Annotated in this window: 13 protein-coding genes; 5 read left to right on the forward strand and 8 right to left on the reverse strand. The window is 66.3% G+C overall.

Annotation, left to right across the window (positions count from 1 at the left end):
- Positions 1-42: 42 nt before the first annotated feature.
- Positions 43-1,413: a PTS transporter subunit EIIC gene (locus CURSPS6_RS02065; protein WP_082469940.1), complete on the reverse strand. Its 1,371-nt coding sequence runs from the start codon at positions 1,411-1,413 to the stop codon at positions 43-45.
- Positions 1,414-1,559: 146 nt separating this feature from the next.
- On the opposite strand from CURSPS6_RS02065, the gene CURSPS6_RS02070 reads away from it, so the two are divergent.
- The 4 genes from CURSPS6_RS02070 (at position 1,560) to CURSPS6_RS02085 (ending at position 7,132) form a co-directional block, all read left to right on the forward strand.
- Complete coding sequence (locus CURSPS6_RS02070) at positions 1,560-1,790, forward strand: glucose PTS transporter subunit EIIB (protein ID WP_030013758.1); 231 nt, start codon at positions 1,560-1,562, stop codon at positions 1,788-1,790.
- 14 nt (positions 1,791-1,804) lie between these two features.
- A complete protein-coding gene (locus tag CURSPS6_RS02075) occupies positions 1,805-2,551 on the forward strand; it encodes a GntR family transcriptional regulator (protein ID WP_051687526.1) in 747 nt (248 codons plus the stop codon).
- 71 nt (positions 2,552-2,622) lie between these two features.
- A complete protein-coding gene (locus CURSPS6_RS02080; protein ID WP_082469941.1) occupies positions 2,623-6,405 on the forward strand; it encodes a TM0106 family RecB-like putative nuclease in 3,783 nt (1,260 codons plus the stop codon).
- A gap of 40 nt (positions 6,406-6,445) precedes the next feature.
- A complete protein-coding gene (locus CURSPS6_RS02085; protein ID WP_030013763.1) occupies positions 6,446-7,132 on the forward strand; it encodes a hypothetical protein in 687 nt (228 codons plus the stop codon).
- On the opposite strand, the gene CURSPS6_RS02090 is transcribed toward CURSPS6_RS02085, so the two are convergent.
- Positions 7,095-8,315, reverse strand: a complete 1,221-nt coding sequence (locus CURSPS6_RS02090) for an N-acetylglucosamine-6-phosphate deacetylase (RefSeq protein WP_051687527.1) — start codon at positions 8,313-8,315, stop codon at positions 7,095-7,097. The genes CURSPS6_RS02085 and CURSPS6_RS02090 overlap by 38 nt on opposite strands.
- Entirely contained in the window at positions 8,312-9,055 is a 744-nt protein-coding gene (locus tag CURSPS6_RS02095) for a GntR family transcriptional regulator (protein WP_035810097.1), read from the reverse strand. The genes CURSPS6_RS02090 and CURSPS6_RS02095 overlap by 4 nt, the downstream gene beginning before the upstream one ends.
- 103 nt (positions 9,056-9,158) lie before the next feature.
- Here CURSPS6_RS02095 and nagB point away from each other — a divergent pair, with 103 nt between their 5' ends.
- A complete protein-coding gene (nagB, locus tag CURSPS6_RS02100) occupies positions 9,159-9,938 on the forward strand; it encodes a glucosamine-6-phosphate deaminase (RefSeq protein ID WP_030013767.1) in 780 nt (259 codons plus the stop codon).
- A 106-nt stretch (positions 9,939-10,044) separates the two neighbouring features.
- Here nagB and CURSPS6_RS02105 read toward each other — a convergent pair whose 3' ends face one another.
- From CURSPS6_RS02105 to CURSPS6_RS02125, 5 genes are all read right to left on the reverse strand, one after another.
- Positions 10,045-10,728 carry an N-acetylmannosamine-6-phosphate 2-epimerase gene (locus tag CURSPS6_RS02105; RefSeq protein WP_030013769.1) on the reverse strand — a complete coding sequence of 228 codons (684 nt, stop codon included), beginning with the start codon at positions 10,726-10,728 and terminating at the stop codon, positions 10,045-10,047.
- Positions 10,729-10,780: 52 nt separating this feature from the next.
- Positions 10,781-11,770, reverse strand: coding sequence for an ROK family protein (locus CURSPS6_RS02110; protein WP_030013771.1), 990 nt, complete (start codon positions 11,768-11,770; stop codon positions 10,781-10,783).
- Positions 11,767-12,693 (reverse strand): dihydrodipicolinate synthase family protein, encoded by a 927-nt coding sequence (locus CURSPS6_RS02115; RefSeq protein WP_030013772.1) that lies wholly within the window; start codon positions 12,691-12,693, stop codon positions 11,767-11,769. The genes CURSPS6_RS02110 and CURSPS6_RS02115 overlap by 4 nt, the downstream gene beginning before the upstream one ends.
- An 88-nt stretch (positions 12,694-12,781) precedes the next feature.
- Positions 12,782-13,597: an ATP-binding cassette domain-containing protein gene (locus tag CURSPS6_RS02120; protein ID WP_030013773.1), complete on the reverse strand. Its 816-nt coding sequence runs from the start codon at positions 13,595-13,597 to the stop codon at positions 12,782-12,784.
- Positions 13,594-15,657, reverse strand: coding sequence for a dipeptide/oligopeptide/nickel ABC transporter permease/ATP-binding protein (locus CURSPS6_RS02125; RefSeq protein WP_030013775.1), 2,064 nt, complete (start codon positions 15,655-15,657; stop codon positions 13,594-13,596). The genes CURSPS6_RS02120 and CURSPS6_RS02125 overlap by 4 nt, the downstream gene beginning before the upstream one ends.
- Between the last annotated feature and the right edge of the window lie 2 nt (positions 15,658-15,659).

Genomic DNA, 15,659 nt, shown 5'->3' on the forward strand with positions numbered 1-15,659 from the left:
TTCAGAGACTTTAGCAAGATCGATTCCCGGCGTGACCAGGGGCTACTTCTCCGGTGGGCGTGGGGTGTCGCCCGATGTCGCCTCGCTGGGAGCCTCCCCCGAGGGATCCGCGACGTCGGCCTTGCCTTCCGTGCTCGCGGGACCGGCCGACACCGCCTCAGCGGGGACCGCACCGTCGGCCGACGCCGCCGGGGCCTCGGCGTCTTCCTCACGCCCCGGGGTACGCAGGTTCCACTTTCTGATCACGAACCGGAACAGGAAGTAGTAGATCACCGCATAGCCCAACCCGATGGGTATCAGCCAGATCGAGTCCTTCGATATCCCGAAGTTCAGCAAGTAGTCGATCAGGCCCGCGGAGAACCCGAATCCGGTGTGGATATCCAGGAAGTTGACCAAAGCCATCGAGGTGCCCATGAGGACCGCGTGGATCAGGTACAGGGGCCAAGCGATGAACATGAAGGAGAATTCGAGCGGCTCGGTGATCCCGGTCAGGAATGCGGTCAGGCCGGTCGAGAGCATGACGCCGCCGACGACCTTCTTCTGGCTCGGCTTGGCCTCCTGCCAAATGGCCAGGGCCGCGGCGGGAAGGCCGAACATCATGATCGGGAAGAACCCGGTCATGAAGATGCCGGCGCTCGGGTCGCCCGCAAAGAAGCGGTTGAGGTCGCCGTGGGCGCCGTTGTAGTCGCCGAGGATGAACCAGACGATCGAGTTGAGGATGTGATGCAAGCCGAAGGGGATCAACAAGCGGTTCAGGAAACCGTAGGCGCCGGCACCGACGACCGTATTGCTCGAGACCGCGTGGCCGACGGCCGAGAGCCCCTTGTCGAAGAACGGATACACCAGGGCCAGCACGACGCCCAGAACCAGGGCCGCGACCGAGGTCAGGATCGGGACGAGACGACGCCCACCGAAGAATCCGAGGAAGTCGGGCAGTTTGGTGCGATGGAAGCGCTGCCACAGCAGCGCGGAGGTCAGGCCGATCACGATGCCGCCGAGAACGCCGTAGTTAATCCCGTCCCCCTGGTCGCCCGAGGATACCGAGTTTCCGGACAGAACGATCGGAGACATGACCTTGAAGACGTTGGTCATCACCAAGTAGCCGACGACGGCCGCGAGCGCGGTGGAGCCGTCGCCCTTCTTGGCGAACCCGAAGGAGATGCCGACCGCGAAGAGCAGCGGGAGCCCGTCGAAGAGGGCCGAGCCGGCCGCCCCGATCACGTGCGCCGCGGTCTCGATCGAGGAGAACTGCCCGAGGAGATCGTCTTGGCCGAGACGTTGCAAGATGGCCGCGGCGGGCAGGGCGGCGATCGGGAGCATCAGGCTTCGGCCGAAACGTTGCAGGACCTTCATGGCCCGGCCGTCGCCCCTTTTCTTCGTCGGGGACACAGCGGGGGCTGCTTGGGAAGTCATGGTTACCTCGTTTGTCGGGAATCCGAGATCGGAGTGCGTTGGTGATGATGCGGCGTGGTGATACGCTCTGTACTACTGATTATAACCAGTGGTTCTGATCACTCTCTTAGACCCATCGGCAGTTGTCAAGACTTGAGGAGAATCCCATGTTGGATCCGAAGAACATTCTGGAAGCGCTCGGCGGCGCGGAGAACGTCGAGGACATCGAAGGCTGCATCACCCGGCTCCGCACCGAGGTCGGCGACTCCTCCCTGGTCAACCAGGAGGCGCTGAAGTCCATGGGCGCTCACGGCGTCGTGGTGTCGGGCAGCATGGTCCAGGTCGTCGTCGGCCCTCAGGCCGAGAACATCGCCGAAGATATCCAGGACCTGCTGTAGAACAGCGCCCATCGATGGTTCACAAACATGAACGGGTCAGGTCCCAGCTGCGACGGTACGCGCTGACCGAGCTGTCCCCGGGAGCCGCGATTCCCGGCGAGCGCCAGCTCGAAAAGGATTTCGGGGTCTCCCGGATCACGGTCCGCCGTGCCGTGGCGGATCTCGTGGCCGAGGGCGTCCTGATCCGTGTTCATGGCAAGGGAACCTTCGTTTCTCACGGGCGGGTTCGATCCGATCTGCATCTGGCGTCCTTCACCGAAGACATGAAACAGGCAGGGCTCGCCCCCTCGACGGTCGTGCTGGTCGCCGAAAACATGGTGCCCCCGTCCGAGGTCGCGACCTTCTTCGACCTCGGGGCGGGGGACACGACGCTGTGCATCAAGCGCCTGAGGTCGGCCAACGATGCCCCGGTCAGCGTCGACGAATCCTGGATGCGCCCGGAGCTGACGGATTACCTCCTGGCCCACGACCTCACCAAGTCCCTCTACGGCCACCTCGCGTCCACGGACTATCCGGTGAGCTCCGCGCGGCAGACCGTGGAGGCGGCGACCGTCGACCCCGAGATGGCGCGGGTCTTGGACATCGACAACCACGCCGCCGTCCTGCGGTTCTTCCGCCATACCTATTCCGTCAGGGACAGCGCGCCGATCCCGCTCGAATACTCGGTCTCGACCTACCGCTCGGATCGATACCAGCTCTCGATGCACCTTGAGCTCTCGCCCGATCCCTTGGAGGTCCACGGCGCCACCCCGACTCCTTAACTTGTCGGTCCCCACCCGTACCCTGGTTTCAACGCCCGGTACCGCGCCGGGCCGTCTCCCAGGAGGTGGCTGTGTTCTTCGTTGAGGCTCCGACGAGTGCGCCCGAGGGCTCCCCGAAAACCCTCATCTATTCGGCATCCGATCTGGTCCGCGCCGCCGAGTGCACGTGGGCCACCATGCACCTGCTGGACGAGAAACTCGGCGTGGTCCCCCGGCTGAATATTCCCGCGGATCCGATGCTCGAGCGCACCTCGCGCCTGGGCGACGAGCACGAAGCGGCCGTCCTGCGGCAGATGATTGAGCGTTTCGGGCGCTATGACCCCGAGAGCGGTCGCGGGGTCTACGAGATCGAACCGGCGCGAAACATGGATCGCCGGACGCTCGAGGCCAAGCATCGCGAATCACTCGACGCCCTACGGTCCGGGGCCGACGTGGTCTTCCAGGCATCCTTCTTCGATGGGAGGTTTCACGGCCGCTCCGACTTCCTGGTGAAGGGCCCCGATGGCCGCTACGCCGTCTACGACACCAAATTGGCCCGGCACACCAAGGTCACGGCGTTGCTCCAACTCGCCGCGTACGCCGATCAGCTGCAGGCCGAGGGAATTCCGGTCTCCCCCGAGGTAACCCTGATTCTCGGCAATCTGGAACGCGCGAGCTTTCCCGTCGCCGAGTTCATGGCCGTTTACCACGAGCGACGCGAGCGCTTCGAATCCCTCGCACGTGGCCGCATGAGCAATCCGTCGCCGCTGGACTGGTGGGACGAATCCGTGGCTCGCTGTGGTTCCTGCCCGCATTGCACCGTCGAGATCGAGGCCCACCAGGACGTCCTCCTCGTGGCCGGCATGTCTCGGATGCGTCGGGCAAGGCTCCGGGAACGGTATGGGGTCCGGACGCTTCAGGATCTCGCCCGTCTGGAGGGTTCATCTCTCCCCTCTTCCGTGCGCAAGGCGCGGGACCAAGCCGCGATGCAAGCGGGGCTGGCCGTGCCGGATCGTTCGGTCACCTATACCGCCAAGGACGGCGCACAGCACACCGTCTCTTACCTCGTCACCGATTCCGCGCCCCTCGCCCGCATCCCGCGTGCCGATCAGGGGGATATCTTCTTCGACTTCGAGGGGGACCCGCTGTGGCAGGACCCACAGGACTCGACCTGGGGCATCGAGTACCTTTTTGGACTCGTCGAGACCCCGGAGAGCGCGAATTCCGAGCCCCGTTTCGTGCCGTTCTGGGCGCATTCCCGTGCGGAGGAAAAGCAGGCCCTCGTGGATTTCCTGGCCTACGTACGCCAGCGCAGGGAACGCTTTCCCCGCATGAAGATCTATCACTACGCCAATTACGAAAAGCGTGCACTCCGCGGGCTAGCCGCACGCCACGGCGTCGGCGAGGAAGACGTGGACGATCTCCTGCGCCAGGAGGTTTTGGTGGATCTCTACGAGCCGGTCAGGGAGGCCCTGCGCATTTCCGAAGGCTCGTATTCCATCAAGAAGCTTGAACCGCTCTACATGGGAAAGAATCTTCGCAGCGGGGACGTCACCGACGCGGCGGCCTCCGTGGTCGCCTATTCGGAATATTGCACCGCCCGAGACACCGGCCACCCCGACCGGGCGCGTGAGATCCTTTCCGCGATCGGCGACTACAACGAGTACGACTGCCTCTCAACCCTCCGTCTTCGCGACTGGCTCCTCACGTTGGCCTCGCGCTCCGCGGACCGTGAACGAGCGGATCCACCCGCGCTTCCGGCCGTGGCGGCGGAGGTCCCGCTGGACGACGCGTCCGCCTCGCCCGTCGAGGCCTCGCTCGGTCACTTCGTCGAAACCGCTTCCCCGGAGACCACGGGCCTTGATCCCGAGGAGCACCGAGCGGTGGTTCGCGCGGTGGCCATGGTCGCGAGCGCCACCGGATACCATCGCCGGGAACGCAAGCAGTTCTGGTGGTCCCATTTCGATCGTCTCAGCGCACCGGTCTCGGACTGGGAAGATCAGCGGGACGTCGCGGTCGTGGAACGATTGGCGGTTGAGGAGGATTGGCACAAACCCTCCGCCCGCGGACGCGTGGAAAAGAGGGTTCTCGGTGGAACGGTGCGTCTGGCCGAGGGTTCGTCGTTACGCCCCGGAGACTCCGGCCTCTTCGCGATGTACGCGCCCCCGCTGCCGCCTTATCTGCGCCAGGCGGTCGACCAGGGGAGCCAGGAGGCGGATGGTCAGGGCCCCCACGGGGCCGTCGCCACGCGGGCCAGCGACGCTCGGCTGAGCATTGAGGAGATCGAACCCACCGGAACCCCCGGGCAATACCGGGTGCGCCTTCTCGAGTCACGCCCCCAAGCCGCCGACGCCTTCGATCAGCTTCCCATGGCGATCACTCCTCCCGCGCCGATCCGCACGGCCGCCCAAGAGGATTCCCTGCACGCGTTGGCCGAGGAGGTCGACGCCGCCCTGCCGGACCTTCCCCTGGGAGCGGGGCTGGATATCCTCGCTCGCCGACCGCCGCGGCTTCGGGACGGCGGCCCCCTACCCACGGTTGGAGCCTCGGGACTGGGCGATGGCGAAATTCCCATGGCCGACGCCATTCACTCGGCGGTGTCCCGATTGGACGAGTCGTACCTCGCCGTCCAGGGGCCTCCCGGAACGGGAAAGTCCTTCGTGGGATCGCATGTCATCGGACGGCTCGTGCGAGAAGGCTGGACGGTGGGAGTCGTCGCCCAGTCCCACGCCGTGGTCGAGAATCTGCTGAGGGGCTGCATCGCCAATGGCGGGGTCCCGGGCGAAGCCATCGCCAAGGCCAAAAGGTCCCGCGGCGCGGAGGATTCCGACCGACCGGCCGCACCGTGGCGTGAGATATCCCCGAAAGACATCCCAGCATTCTTCGAGGAAGCTTCCCAGGAATCGACCGGTCCTGCCGAAGGCCGCATCTACGGCGGAACCGCGTGGGACTTCGCGAATCAGGACAGGTTCTCCCCCGGATGCCTGGACCTCCTGGTGATCGACGAGGCCGGGCAGTATTCTCTCGCCAACATGCTCGCCGTATCGAGGGCGGCGCGAAACATGCTCCTCCTCGGTGACCCGCAACAGTTGCCGCAGGTGACCCAGGGAAGCCACCCTCAGCCGGTCGACGAGTCGGCCCTCGGCTGGTTGTCCGCCGGTCGGCATACCCTCCCGCCGGAATTCGGGTACTTCCTCGACTCTTCGTGGCGGATGCACCCGGAACTCTGCGGGCCCGTCTCGAGGCTCTCGTACCGTGGACGCCTCCGATCGGCACCGGCCGCATCCCGGCGCCATCTTCACGGCATACCGCCGGGCGTCTATCACCTGGACGTCGAGCACACGGGCAACGCGACCTCGTCCCCGGAAGAGGCCGAGGCCGTGGTCCGGCTGGCCGAACAGATCATCGGCACGCCGTGGACCCCTCGAGAGGGTGCCCCGGCGGTTCCGCTGGAACCACACGACATCCTGGTGGTCGCCGCTTACAACGCTCACGTGGAACTGATCGCCGAGGCCCTGGCCGACGCCGGGCTCGCGGGTCACGACCTTTCCGGAGTGCGCGTCGGAACCGTGGATAAATTTCAGGGCCAAGAGGCGCCGGTCGTCATCGTCTCGATGGCGGCCTCGTCGGCGGACGAGGTTCCCCGGGGAATGGATTTCCTCCTCTCCCCCAACCGATTAAACGTCGCGGTCTCGCGTGGGCAGTGGGCCGCCGTCGTCGTCAGCTCACCTCAACTGACGAACTTTTGGCCTGTCACGCCGGAATCGCTCGCGATCCTCGGAGGCTTCACGAGCCTTCGCCGGAACGCCCGTGCGTGGCACGAACTTCCGCTCTCAGGGAGCATGCAGGACAACGGAGGTGCGACCCGTGAATAATGATGGAGACCGTAGAAGAAGCCGAGAAGAGGAGGGGACGGTGAACATCAAGCCCAGTTACAAGGCCCGGACTCCTTATATCTTCCATTTTGAGGAGCAGACCGTGGTCCTGGGGGACCCGTCGTTCCTGAAGCCCATTGAGACCTACCTGTTGACCGCCGACCTCGCGACGCGAACCACCTATTGGGACCGCATCACCGCCGAACAAGAGGACTTCGATCCGGATCCCGAGCCGGAGGATATCAACAGCGTCGGGATCGAGGGCGACGAAGAAACCTTTTGGAGCGCCATCGAATCGGCGATTTTCCAGCAGACGGAATGGCCCGAAGGTGACGACGCCGTCGCCTACGCCCCGCACATCCCGGACTGGCTGGCCCAGGCGCAGTCGTGGTTCTTCGACCCCGTGTGCCCTCCTCTCGGCCCCGGCGGCCCCGGCGGCTGGATCCGCCGCCGCAATACCGCCGAGGGGCGAGGCTATCCGGTGGGCCTCTTCCAGCTCACCGAGGAGGACTCCTTCTGGGTTTTCGCCGCCGAGGACGACCTTCAGGACATCACCGATCTGTGCCGCACCCTGGGTCGTTTCCGGGTCGGCTTCGAACAGCTGACTCCCTACCTCGGCCCGGACGACGCCATCGGTTCGGTGGCCCTACCCATCGAATGCCGTCACGTATTGCTCGAAGAGCTCATGGTCAGGGGCGTGGACGTCGAGACGATGTTCTGGGACTAAGGTCAGCGACCGGCGAGAAATCCGCGTCCAGTAGGCGCAACGGCAGGGCCTCGTCGCACGGGTTAAGGCCGAGCGCCCGGGCGGGACGAGAAGTTGCCGCGATGATCGCCTCGTCCGGATCGATTCCAGCTGCGACGGCCGTGCGCACCGCCTGATCCACGGTCAGGGTTGATCCGGCAATCGCGCCCTGGGAACCGTCGGCGGTGACCAGTCGCGCGACGCCGGCCTCCACCCGAACGTCCAGACTCCCCAACCGGTAGTCGCCATCGGGTTGCCCCGTCGCGGACATCGCGTCGGTGACCAGGATGACCCGCTCGGGGGCGGAGCGGAAGAGCATCGAGACGACCTCGGGTGCCACGTGCACGCCGTCGGCGATCACCTCCAGGTACACGTGGCTGGATTCCATCGCCGCCACCACGGGGCCCGGCCGCCGGTGATGAATCCCGTTCATCGCGTTGAACGCGTGGGTCAAGACCGAGGCACCGGCGTCGAAGGCGGCTCGGGCCGTGTGGTAGTCGGCGTCCGTATGGCCCACGGCCACCCGCACGCCCCGGTCCACGAGGTACCGCGTCACGGCCAACCCCGGGTCTTCCTCAGGGGCGAGCGTGACCTGACGCAGGTGGCCCCCGCAGGCGTCGACCAAACGACGAGCCTCCTCCACGGAGGCCGGGTGCAAATAATCGGGGCGGTGTGCGCCCTTGTGGCTCGGCGAGATCCAGGGCCCCTCCGCGTGAATGCCCTCCAGACGCATGCCGTCCGGCACCACGTCACGGGCGTCGATCGCCTCGGCCAGACGCCGGCAGGAGGCCTCAAGATCGGGAATCGGGTTGGCCACCAAGGAGGCCACGGCGCGTCCCGTGCCGTGCTCCCCGTGGACCTCCAGCGCGCGCGGAAGGCATCCCGGGTCCTCGTAGGAAAATCCTCCGCCCCCGTGGCAATGAATGTCCGTGAACGGGAGGGCCAACCGCAGGCCGGAAGCATCCACCCAGCGTTCGGCGGTCAGGGCTTGTTCCGTGCCGTGAAACGTGTCATTGAGTCCACCGCGGATCGGAAGACCCGTCTCGTCCAGGAGGACCCACACGGTGTTCGCGCCGTCGGCGAGGGCGGATGCCGGTAGGTGGCCCAGCACCGGGTGGTCGTTCAGGGAACGCGTGGGGCGCGCCGAATGCAAGAGAGTTGTCATGACAAGTGATCCTTCGGGGTACGAATGACGGTCAGATCGAATCCATAGCGGTCTGCCCGATACGTGGTTTCGGTCTGCTCTACGGGGCGCCCCCGGCCATCGAAGGCGAGTCGGGCGACCCTCAAGGCCGCGGCCCCCACCGGCTGCAGGAGGTGTCCGGCCTCCTCGGCGGTCAGATTCACCGCCCGAATCGACTGATAGGCCGACTCCGCGCGGTGCCCGCACTCGATCAGGTGCTGATCGAGTGACGCGTGCGGATCGGGAAGCCGCCCGCCGAGCACGTCCAGCGGGAGATGGGCGATTTCCAACGCCATGGGTGCGCCGTCCGCCAAGCGCAACCGGTGCAATCGAACGATCTGCGACCCCACGGCGATGCTCAACTGTTCGGCCAGCCGCTCCGGCGCCGCGACGATATCGCAGCCCAAGGGAGTGCTATCCGGGGTGTGCCCGCGCTGCGACATATCCTGCGAGAAAGACGTCAGCCGCAAATCCTTGCGGATCAGGCTGGGATCGGCGAGGTAAGTCCCCGACCCCCGCACCGAGTAGAGCACGCCCTCGTCAATGAGTCGGGCGAGCGCACGACGCACCGTGGCTCGGCTCACCCCATAGGTCTTCTGAAGCTCCCGTTCGGTCGGGATCGCCTCGTGAAAATCGAGTCCGCTCAGGACATCGGCGCGAAGAGAATCGGCAAGTTCGAGGTATTTTGGCCGAGTGAGGGCCCCACCGGAACCGTCAGCCATGCTCATCACCTTCCCCATACTGGTACGAACCAAACATACACGGCACCCCGCTGAGAGGTGGTTGGTACGTACCAATTTGCCTTCATGGGTCTATGATGAAGACATGGAAATCATCGTTGCACCCACCCCGGAACACGTCGGCGAATTCGCCGCGGATCGTATCGCCAAGGTTCTTGCCTCGAATCCCGAGGCGGTCTTGGGCGTGGCGACCGGGTCCAGCCCGGTGCCCACCTATGAGGCCCTCGAACGACGCGTCGGCCAAGGCCTGGACCTCTCCCGCGCGAGCGCCTTCGCCCTCGACGAGTACGTCGGTCTTCCCCTCGGGCACCCCCAGAGCTACGCCGAGGTGATCCGTCGCGACGTCACCGAACGCCTCGGGATGGATCCCGACAAGGTGCATGTCCCGCACGGACACGCCTCGGATATCCCCGCCGCGTGCGAGGATTACGAGCGTGCGATCCGGGAGGCCGGCGGCGTCGACATTCAGTTGCTCGGCATCGGTGCCAACGGGCACATCGGCTTCAACGAGCCCAGCTCGTCCCTCGCCGGGCGAACACGGGTCAAGACGCTCACCCCGAAAACACGGGCCGACAACGCCCGGTTCTTCGACAACGATCTCTCACGGGTGCCCACGCACTGCCTCACTCAAGGAATCGGCACCATCCTGGACGCAAAGATCGCCCTGTTGGTTGCCAACGGCGAAGAAAAGGCGGCGGCGGTGGCCGCGATGGTCGAAGGTCCCGCCGGGGCCTTCTGCCCCGCCTCGGCGCTTCAGTGGCACCGTCGCGCGATCGTGGTGATCGACGAGGCCGCGGCCTCTCAGCTGACGCAGCGCGAATATTACGACTTCGTGCGCGATAACCGCCCGAGCTGGCAGCGCTGACGGCCCGCGGGGCCACGCATCGCCCCGCGATTCACGCCTCAGAAAACGCCACATCCGGCCGGTCCTGTACGGTCCGGCCGGATGTGGCGTCGTCGTCTGGGCAAAACTAGCCGAGAGCCTCGACAAACCATGACGTGATGCTCGTGGGATGCGTAATGGCGGTCCCGACGACCACGGCGTCCGCCCCGGCCTTCATGGCCTCGGCGGCCTGGGCGGGGGTATGGATCCGCCCTTCCGCGACGAGCATCCGACCCAGCCCGGTCCGAGAGATGGACTCGATGAGTTCCACATCGGGGCCGGGAGTCTTGTCTCTTTCGCCGGTGTATCCGGCCAGGGTGGTGCCGATCAGATCTGCCCCGGCCTCGACCGCCGCGACGGCGTCCTCCAGGGACCCGCAGTCCGCCATGACCCGTGCGCCGGTCTGTTCGTGCACGGCCTCGATGGTCTCGCGGAGGGTTCGGCCGTCCGGTCGCGGGCGCCGGGTCCCGTCCAAGGCCACGATGTGGGCGCCGGCCTGCGCCACTGCGAGCGCGTGGTGCAGCGTCGGGGTGATGAAGACCCCCTCGTGTCCGTCCTTGAAAAGACCGATGACCGGGACCTCCACCGCCGAGCGAGCGAACTGGATGTCGGCGATGCCCTGCACGCGAACTGCGGCCGCCCCGCCGGCAACCGCCGCCTGCGCGACCTGAGCCATCGTGCGTGGGTCCCTCATCGCCTCCCCGGGATAGGCCTGGGCCGAGACGATCAGCCGTCCGGTGAGCGATTCGAGTTCACTATCGGTGAGAAGCATGGCAGGATCCATTTCCGCCCGATCGACCTCGCGGTTCGAACGGGCCTCGTGTCTAGTGGTGGGTGTCGGCCGGGTTGTCATCGGCCCAGGCGAGCGAGGCGGCTCCGAGGAGCGCGGCCAACCCACCCGAAGAGGCGGGCGCCGGGACCGTCTCTATTCCGGGGAGACGCACGTGCTCATAGACGCGGAGCATGGGTTCCCACCACAGCGGACCGGAATCGGCCAGACCGCCCGAGAGCACCAACCGGTCCGGATCGATCGCGTTGACCAGCCCCGCCAGGAAGGATCCGGCGATCTCCGCGGAAACCCTGATCACGCGCTGCGCGGTGGGATCGTCGGCGGCCTGCTCGAAGAGGTCACGAGTCGTGGCGACTTCTCGGGCCCCTCCGGCCGTGCGGTACGCGCCGGGTAGCGAGACGCCACCGCACGCGTCCTCCAAGATGAGGTGCTCGGGATCCTCCGCCGTGGGGGCGAAGATCTCGATCTCCGGATGATGCGGGGCCGGCATCATCCCCACGTGACCGGCCACGAAGTGCCGTCCGACCTGGGGTTTGCCGTCGATCAGCACGGCGCCGCCGACTCCGGTCCCGAAGGCCACGAGGATCGTCGTCCCCGAGGCGTCTTCACCGTTGTTGAGGCGGAACATGTGCTCACCCAGCCCGTGGGCGTGGACGTCGTTGACGGGTCGAACCGTGCGGATGGGTCGTCCCGGAACGTCGGCGAGCCTCGCGGCGAGCTCGTCGGCCAGGAGCGTCCCGGCCCAGCCGGAGATGTTCGGCGTCGCCGAGACGACCTGCCCGGTATTCGGGTTGATCACCCCGGCCGACCCGATGCCGAGGATCGGGCGCACCTCGATGCCCTGGGCCGCTGCCTTCTCCAAGAGCTGGCGAGAAACCGAGGCGGCCGTCGCGAGCACCGCCTCGGGGCCTTGGGCCGCCGGAGTCGGTTCCGCCGCCCTGTCGAGGATTTCTCCCGTGGAGGTGACGAGCGCGCCGGCGGTTTTGGTTCCGCCGAGGTCCAGGGCGACCGCAGCACGGGTCATAGAAGTCCGTTCCTTTCCAAGATCTTTCGGATGGATGCCACGGCCTTGTCGTCGAGGGACGCCATGGGGCGGGACATCGCGTTCGATTCCATCATGCCAAGCTCCACGAGGGCTGACTTGAAGGCCCCGAGCCCGGCGGCCCCGCCGGATACCTTGGCGGCGTCGGCGCAGGTCACGATCGTGAACAGATCGGCCAGGCGGTCCTGTTCGCGGCGGGCGGCCTCCCAGTCGCCGGCCTTGGCGGCCTCGTAGAGCCGCACGTATCCGGCCGGGTCAACGTTGCCGAGCCCGGGGACCAGGCCGTCGGCGCCGGAGAGCATCGCGCCGTCGCAGACGACCTCGTGACCGGTGAACAAGGAGAAATTCTCGAGGTCGCGGGTCGCGAGGCGCAGCTGGCGGAAGGAGACGTCGTCGTTCGAGGAGTCCTTGACGCCCACGATGGTGCCTTCCTGGGCCAGCTCGGCGAGCACGTCCACGCTCAACGGGATGTGGGTGCGCACCGGCACGTTGTAGGCAAACACCGGAACGTCCACGGCCTCGCGGACGCACCGGAAGTGGTCCAAGATTTCGGTGCGATCGGTGATGACGTAGTACGGGCTGGACACGACCACGGCATCCGCACCGAAATCGGTCATTCGCCGGGCTTCGTCGGCCACGCGAACCGCGGTCTGGTCGTTCGCCCCGACGATCACCGGAACCGAGCCGTTGGCGTACTCGGCCGTCAGCTCGACGACCTCGCGTCGCTCGTCATTACTCATGTACGGGGTTTCCGCGGAGGAACCCAGCATGAACAGGCCGTGGACGCCCCCATCCAGCAGGTGGCGAATCACCCGCTGCAGACCCTCGCGGTCAATCGCGCCCTCGGCGGTGCGGGGCGTGATGACCGGCGGGATGACTCCGTGAAAGGCGGGCTGTGCTGACATCGAAAGGATTCTCCTTGCGTTGGGGATGCGTTGCGCGGGGACGAAGTTCCCTCCCCGCGTGATGATTCGGACCGTGAAGGGCCGAAGGCTAGGTGGTGTGCAGAAGGCTCGGGGCCGCCCGCAGCAGAGATCGCGTGTAGTCCGTGGTGGGGTTGGTCAACACCTCGGCGGCCGGGCCCTGTTCCACGGCCTTACCTCCGGTCATGACCAGGATGTCGTCGGAGATGTGGCGGACCGTCTGGATGTCGTGGGAGATGAAGACCATTCCGAGATCCAATTCCTCCTTGAGGTCGATCAGGAGGTTCAGGACCTGCGCCCGGACGGAGACGTCCAGGGCGCTGGTGGGCTCGTCGGCGACGATCACTTCGGGTTTCAGGGCCAAGGCACGGGCGATGGCCACGCGCTGGCGCTGACCTCCCGAGAGCTGCGCCGGGACGGCTTCGGCCGCGGATCCGGGGAGACCGACCAGGTCCAGCAGTCCCCGCACTCGCTTCGACCGGTCCGCAGTGGAGCCCATCGCGTGCACATCCATGGGGTCACGGATGATGTCGTGGGTTGTCATCCGGGGATTCAGTGCGGTCGAGGCGTTTTGGAAGATCATCGTGATCGCCTTGCCGAACTCCTTGTGTGCCGCCGGGGTGGTCCCGACTCGCTGGCCGCGATACAGCAGTTCGCCGCCGGTCGGTTCCTGGAGACCCACGATCACGTTGGCGAGCGTCGTCTTCCCGGAGCCGGACTCCCCGACCACGCCAACCGTGCGCCCCTTCCGCACCGAGACGGAAATTCCGTCGACGGCCTTGACGACGTTGCGTCGGAAGAGGGCGCCGGTTCGCGTGGTGAAGTGGACCCGCAGGTCCTTGAGTTCCAGCACGGGGGTTTCTACCTGAGATGCCGCGGTGCTCATGATTCGACTCCTTGAACGATATGAACCTTGGCCTCGCCCGACGTCGGGGCGTTGGTGGCCCAGTAATGGTCCCGGTCACCGACCCGCTCGAGCCGCAGCGTCGCGTTCGGGTCAGCGTCCGGCCGCTGCGAGCGCGGCGCGAACCGGTCGCCCGAGGCAAAGTCCGTGGGGCTCGGGACGGTTCCGGGAATCTGGTAGAGCCTTTCCGCCGACGATTCGATGGACAACACGGCGCCGAGGAGGCCCTGCGTGTATTCGTGCCGGGGGTCGGAGAGGACGTCACGGGTGGTTCCCATCTCGACCACCTGACCGGCGTACAGCACGGTGACGCGATGCGAGAGAGAACCGACCAGCGCGAGGTCGTGGCTGACGAAGATCATCGCGAAGCCGAGCTTCTTCTGAAGGTCCAGGAGCAGGTCCACGACCTGTCGCTGCACCGTCACGTCGAGCGCGGTGGTTGGCTCATCCGCGACCACGAGCTTCGGCGAGCGGGACAGGGCCATCGCGATGAGGACGCGCTGACGCTGACCGCCCGAGAGCTCGTGCGGATAGCTGGCCAGCGTTCGCTCCGGGTCGAGGTTGACCAGACGGAGCAGCTCCTCCGGGGTGGTGCGTCCGCCGCGGCGGGTCAACTGCCGCATCTGGTCCTTGATGAGCATGGACGGGTTCAGGGACGACAGCGCGTCCTGATAGACCATCGCGATCTGCTCGCCGCGCAAGCCCGCGAAGGTCTGGTCGAGGGCCCGGCTACCCGGTGCGCTCGGCACGAGTTCCCGGCCGTTGAACAGGATAGATCCGGTCACGCGGGCGTTCGGCGCCTGGAGCCCCATGATCGCCAACGAGGTGATGGACTTTCCGGACCCCGACTCGCCCACCAGTCCCATGGTCTCGCCGTGCGCGACCGTGAAGCTGACGTTGCTGACCACCTCGGTCTCGCCGTAGCGGTCGGGGAACGCGATGGAGAGGTTCTTGACCTCGAGCAGGGGTGTGGCCTCGGGATCCGGCATGAAACGGTCGCTTCGGGACCGTTCCGCCCGGGAGAGGGCCGCCAGCTGCTCCCCGAGGAGGCTGCGCGCGCCGGGAGGTACCGTCTGAATATTCGAGGTCGGGATGTCGCTGTTGGCGTGCTGCATCTGCAGGGCTTCGGTGTTGGGGTGCGATTCCGCAGTGGGCTCGCCGCGGTCCTCCGAGGAGGTCGCGTTGCTCCTCAACTTGGGATTGGCCATCGCATCGGTCATGCCCTCGGAGAGAACGTTGAGGGCGAGCACGGTCAGCAGGATCGTGATACCGGCGAAGGTCGTGGCCCACCAGGCTCCGGCCAACACCACGTTGCGGCCGTAGGAGATGACGTTGCCCCAGCTGGGATCCGGGTCTTGAATGCCCGCGCCCAGGAAGGAGAGGGAGGCTTCGAAGATGATCGCGTCGGCGACCATGACGGTCGCGAAGACGAGAACCGGCGCCGCGCAGTTGCGCACCACGTGCTTGACGAGGATGAACGCGCGGCGTGCGCCGATGATGCGCTCGGCCCGCACGTAATCCTCGTTCCACTGGGTCAGCACGTTCGCCCGCACCACGCGTGCCAGCTGCGGGGTGTAGATGATCGCGATCGCGACGATGATCACCGGAATCGAGTTGCCCAGGGTCGAGAGCAACATGGCCGCCAGGGCGATGCCCGGGAAGGCCATGATGACGTCCATGACGCGCATCGTGGTCTCGTTGACCCAGCGGCGTCCCGTCGCGGCCAGCGACCCGATGATTCCGCCAAGGATCAGGGCCAAAATCACCGATCCGAGACCGATGAGCAGCGAGCTCCGCGCGCCGTAGAGCATCCTCGACAGGATGTCCCGGTTCAGCCGGTCGGTGCCGAACCAGTGCTGCGCGCTCGGGGCGGCCGGCATCCCGGACCCCGTGGCGAGCGGATCGTACGGCGCGATCAGCGGCGCAAAGATCGCGGCGAGGGCGATGAGTATGAGGAATACCGTGGCCACTTTGGAGCCCCAAGGCATCCTGCGGAAGCGAATCCCCGGTTGTGAGAGACGATCGGCGAGCTTGTATCTCATGG

The sequence above is a fragment of the Curtobacterium sp. S6 genome, from assembly GCF_000710345.2.
Classification (GTDB): Bacteria; Actinomycetota; Actinomycetes; order Actinomycetales; family Micrococcaceae; genus Rothia.

What these genes read in the sequence shown, in the direction of transcription:
- CURSPS6_RS02110 (WP_030013771.1), bottom strand. Translation starts at nt 11,770, where the DNA reads ATGACCCGTGCTGCGGTCGCCCTGGACCTCGGCGGAACCAAAACCGCC.
- CURSPS6_RS02105 (WP_030013769.1), bottom strand. Translation starts at nt 10,728, where the DNA reads ATGCTTCTCACCGATAGTGAACTCGAATCGCTCACCGGACGGCTGATC.
- CURSPS6_RS02095 (WP_035810097.1), bottom strand. Translation starts at nt 9,055, where the DNA reads ATGGCTGACGGTTCCGGTGGGGCCCTCACTCGGCCAAAATACCTCGAA.
- CURSPS6_RS02115 (WP_030013772.1), bottom strand. Translation starts at nt 12,693, where the DNA reads ATGTCAGCACAGCCCGCCTTTCACGGAGTCATCCCGCCGGTCATCACG.
- CURSPS6_RS02125 (WP_030013775.1), bottom strand. Translation starts at nt 15,657, where the DNA reads ATGAGATACAAGCTCGCCGATCGTCTCTCACAACCGGGGATTCGCTTC.
- nagB (WP_030013767.1), top strand. Translation starts at nt 9,159, where the DNA reads ATGGAAATCATCGTTGCACCCACCCCGGAACACGTCGGCGAATTCGCC.
- CURSPS6_RS02120 (WP_030013773.1), bottom strand. Translation starts at nt 13,597, where the DNA reads ATGAGCACCGCGGCATCTCAGGTAGAAACCCCCGTGCTGGAACTCAAG.
- CURSPS6_RS02065 (WP_082469940.1), bottom strand. Translation starts at nt 1,413, where the DNA reads ATGACTTCCCAAGCAGCCCCCGCTGTGTCCCCGACGAAGAAAAGGGGC.
- CURSPS6_RS02075 (WP_051687526.1), top strand. Translation starts at nt 1,805, where the DNA reads ATGGTTCACAAACATGAACGGGTCAGGTCCCAGCTGCGACGGTACGCG.
- CURSPS6_RS02090 (WP_051687527.1), bottom strand. Translation starts at nt 8,315, where the DNA reads ATGACAACTCTCTTGCATTCGGCGCGCCCCACGCGTTCCCTGAACGAC.
- CURSPS6_RS02070 (WP_030013758.1), top strand. Translation starts at nt 1,560, where the DNA reads ATGTTGGATCCGAAGAACATTCTGGAAGCGCTCGGCGGCGCGGAGAAC.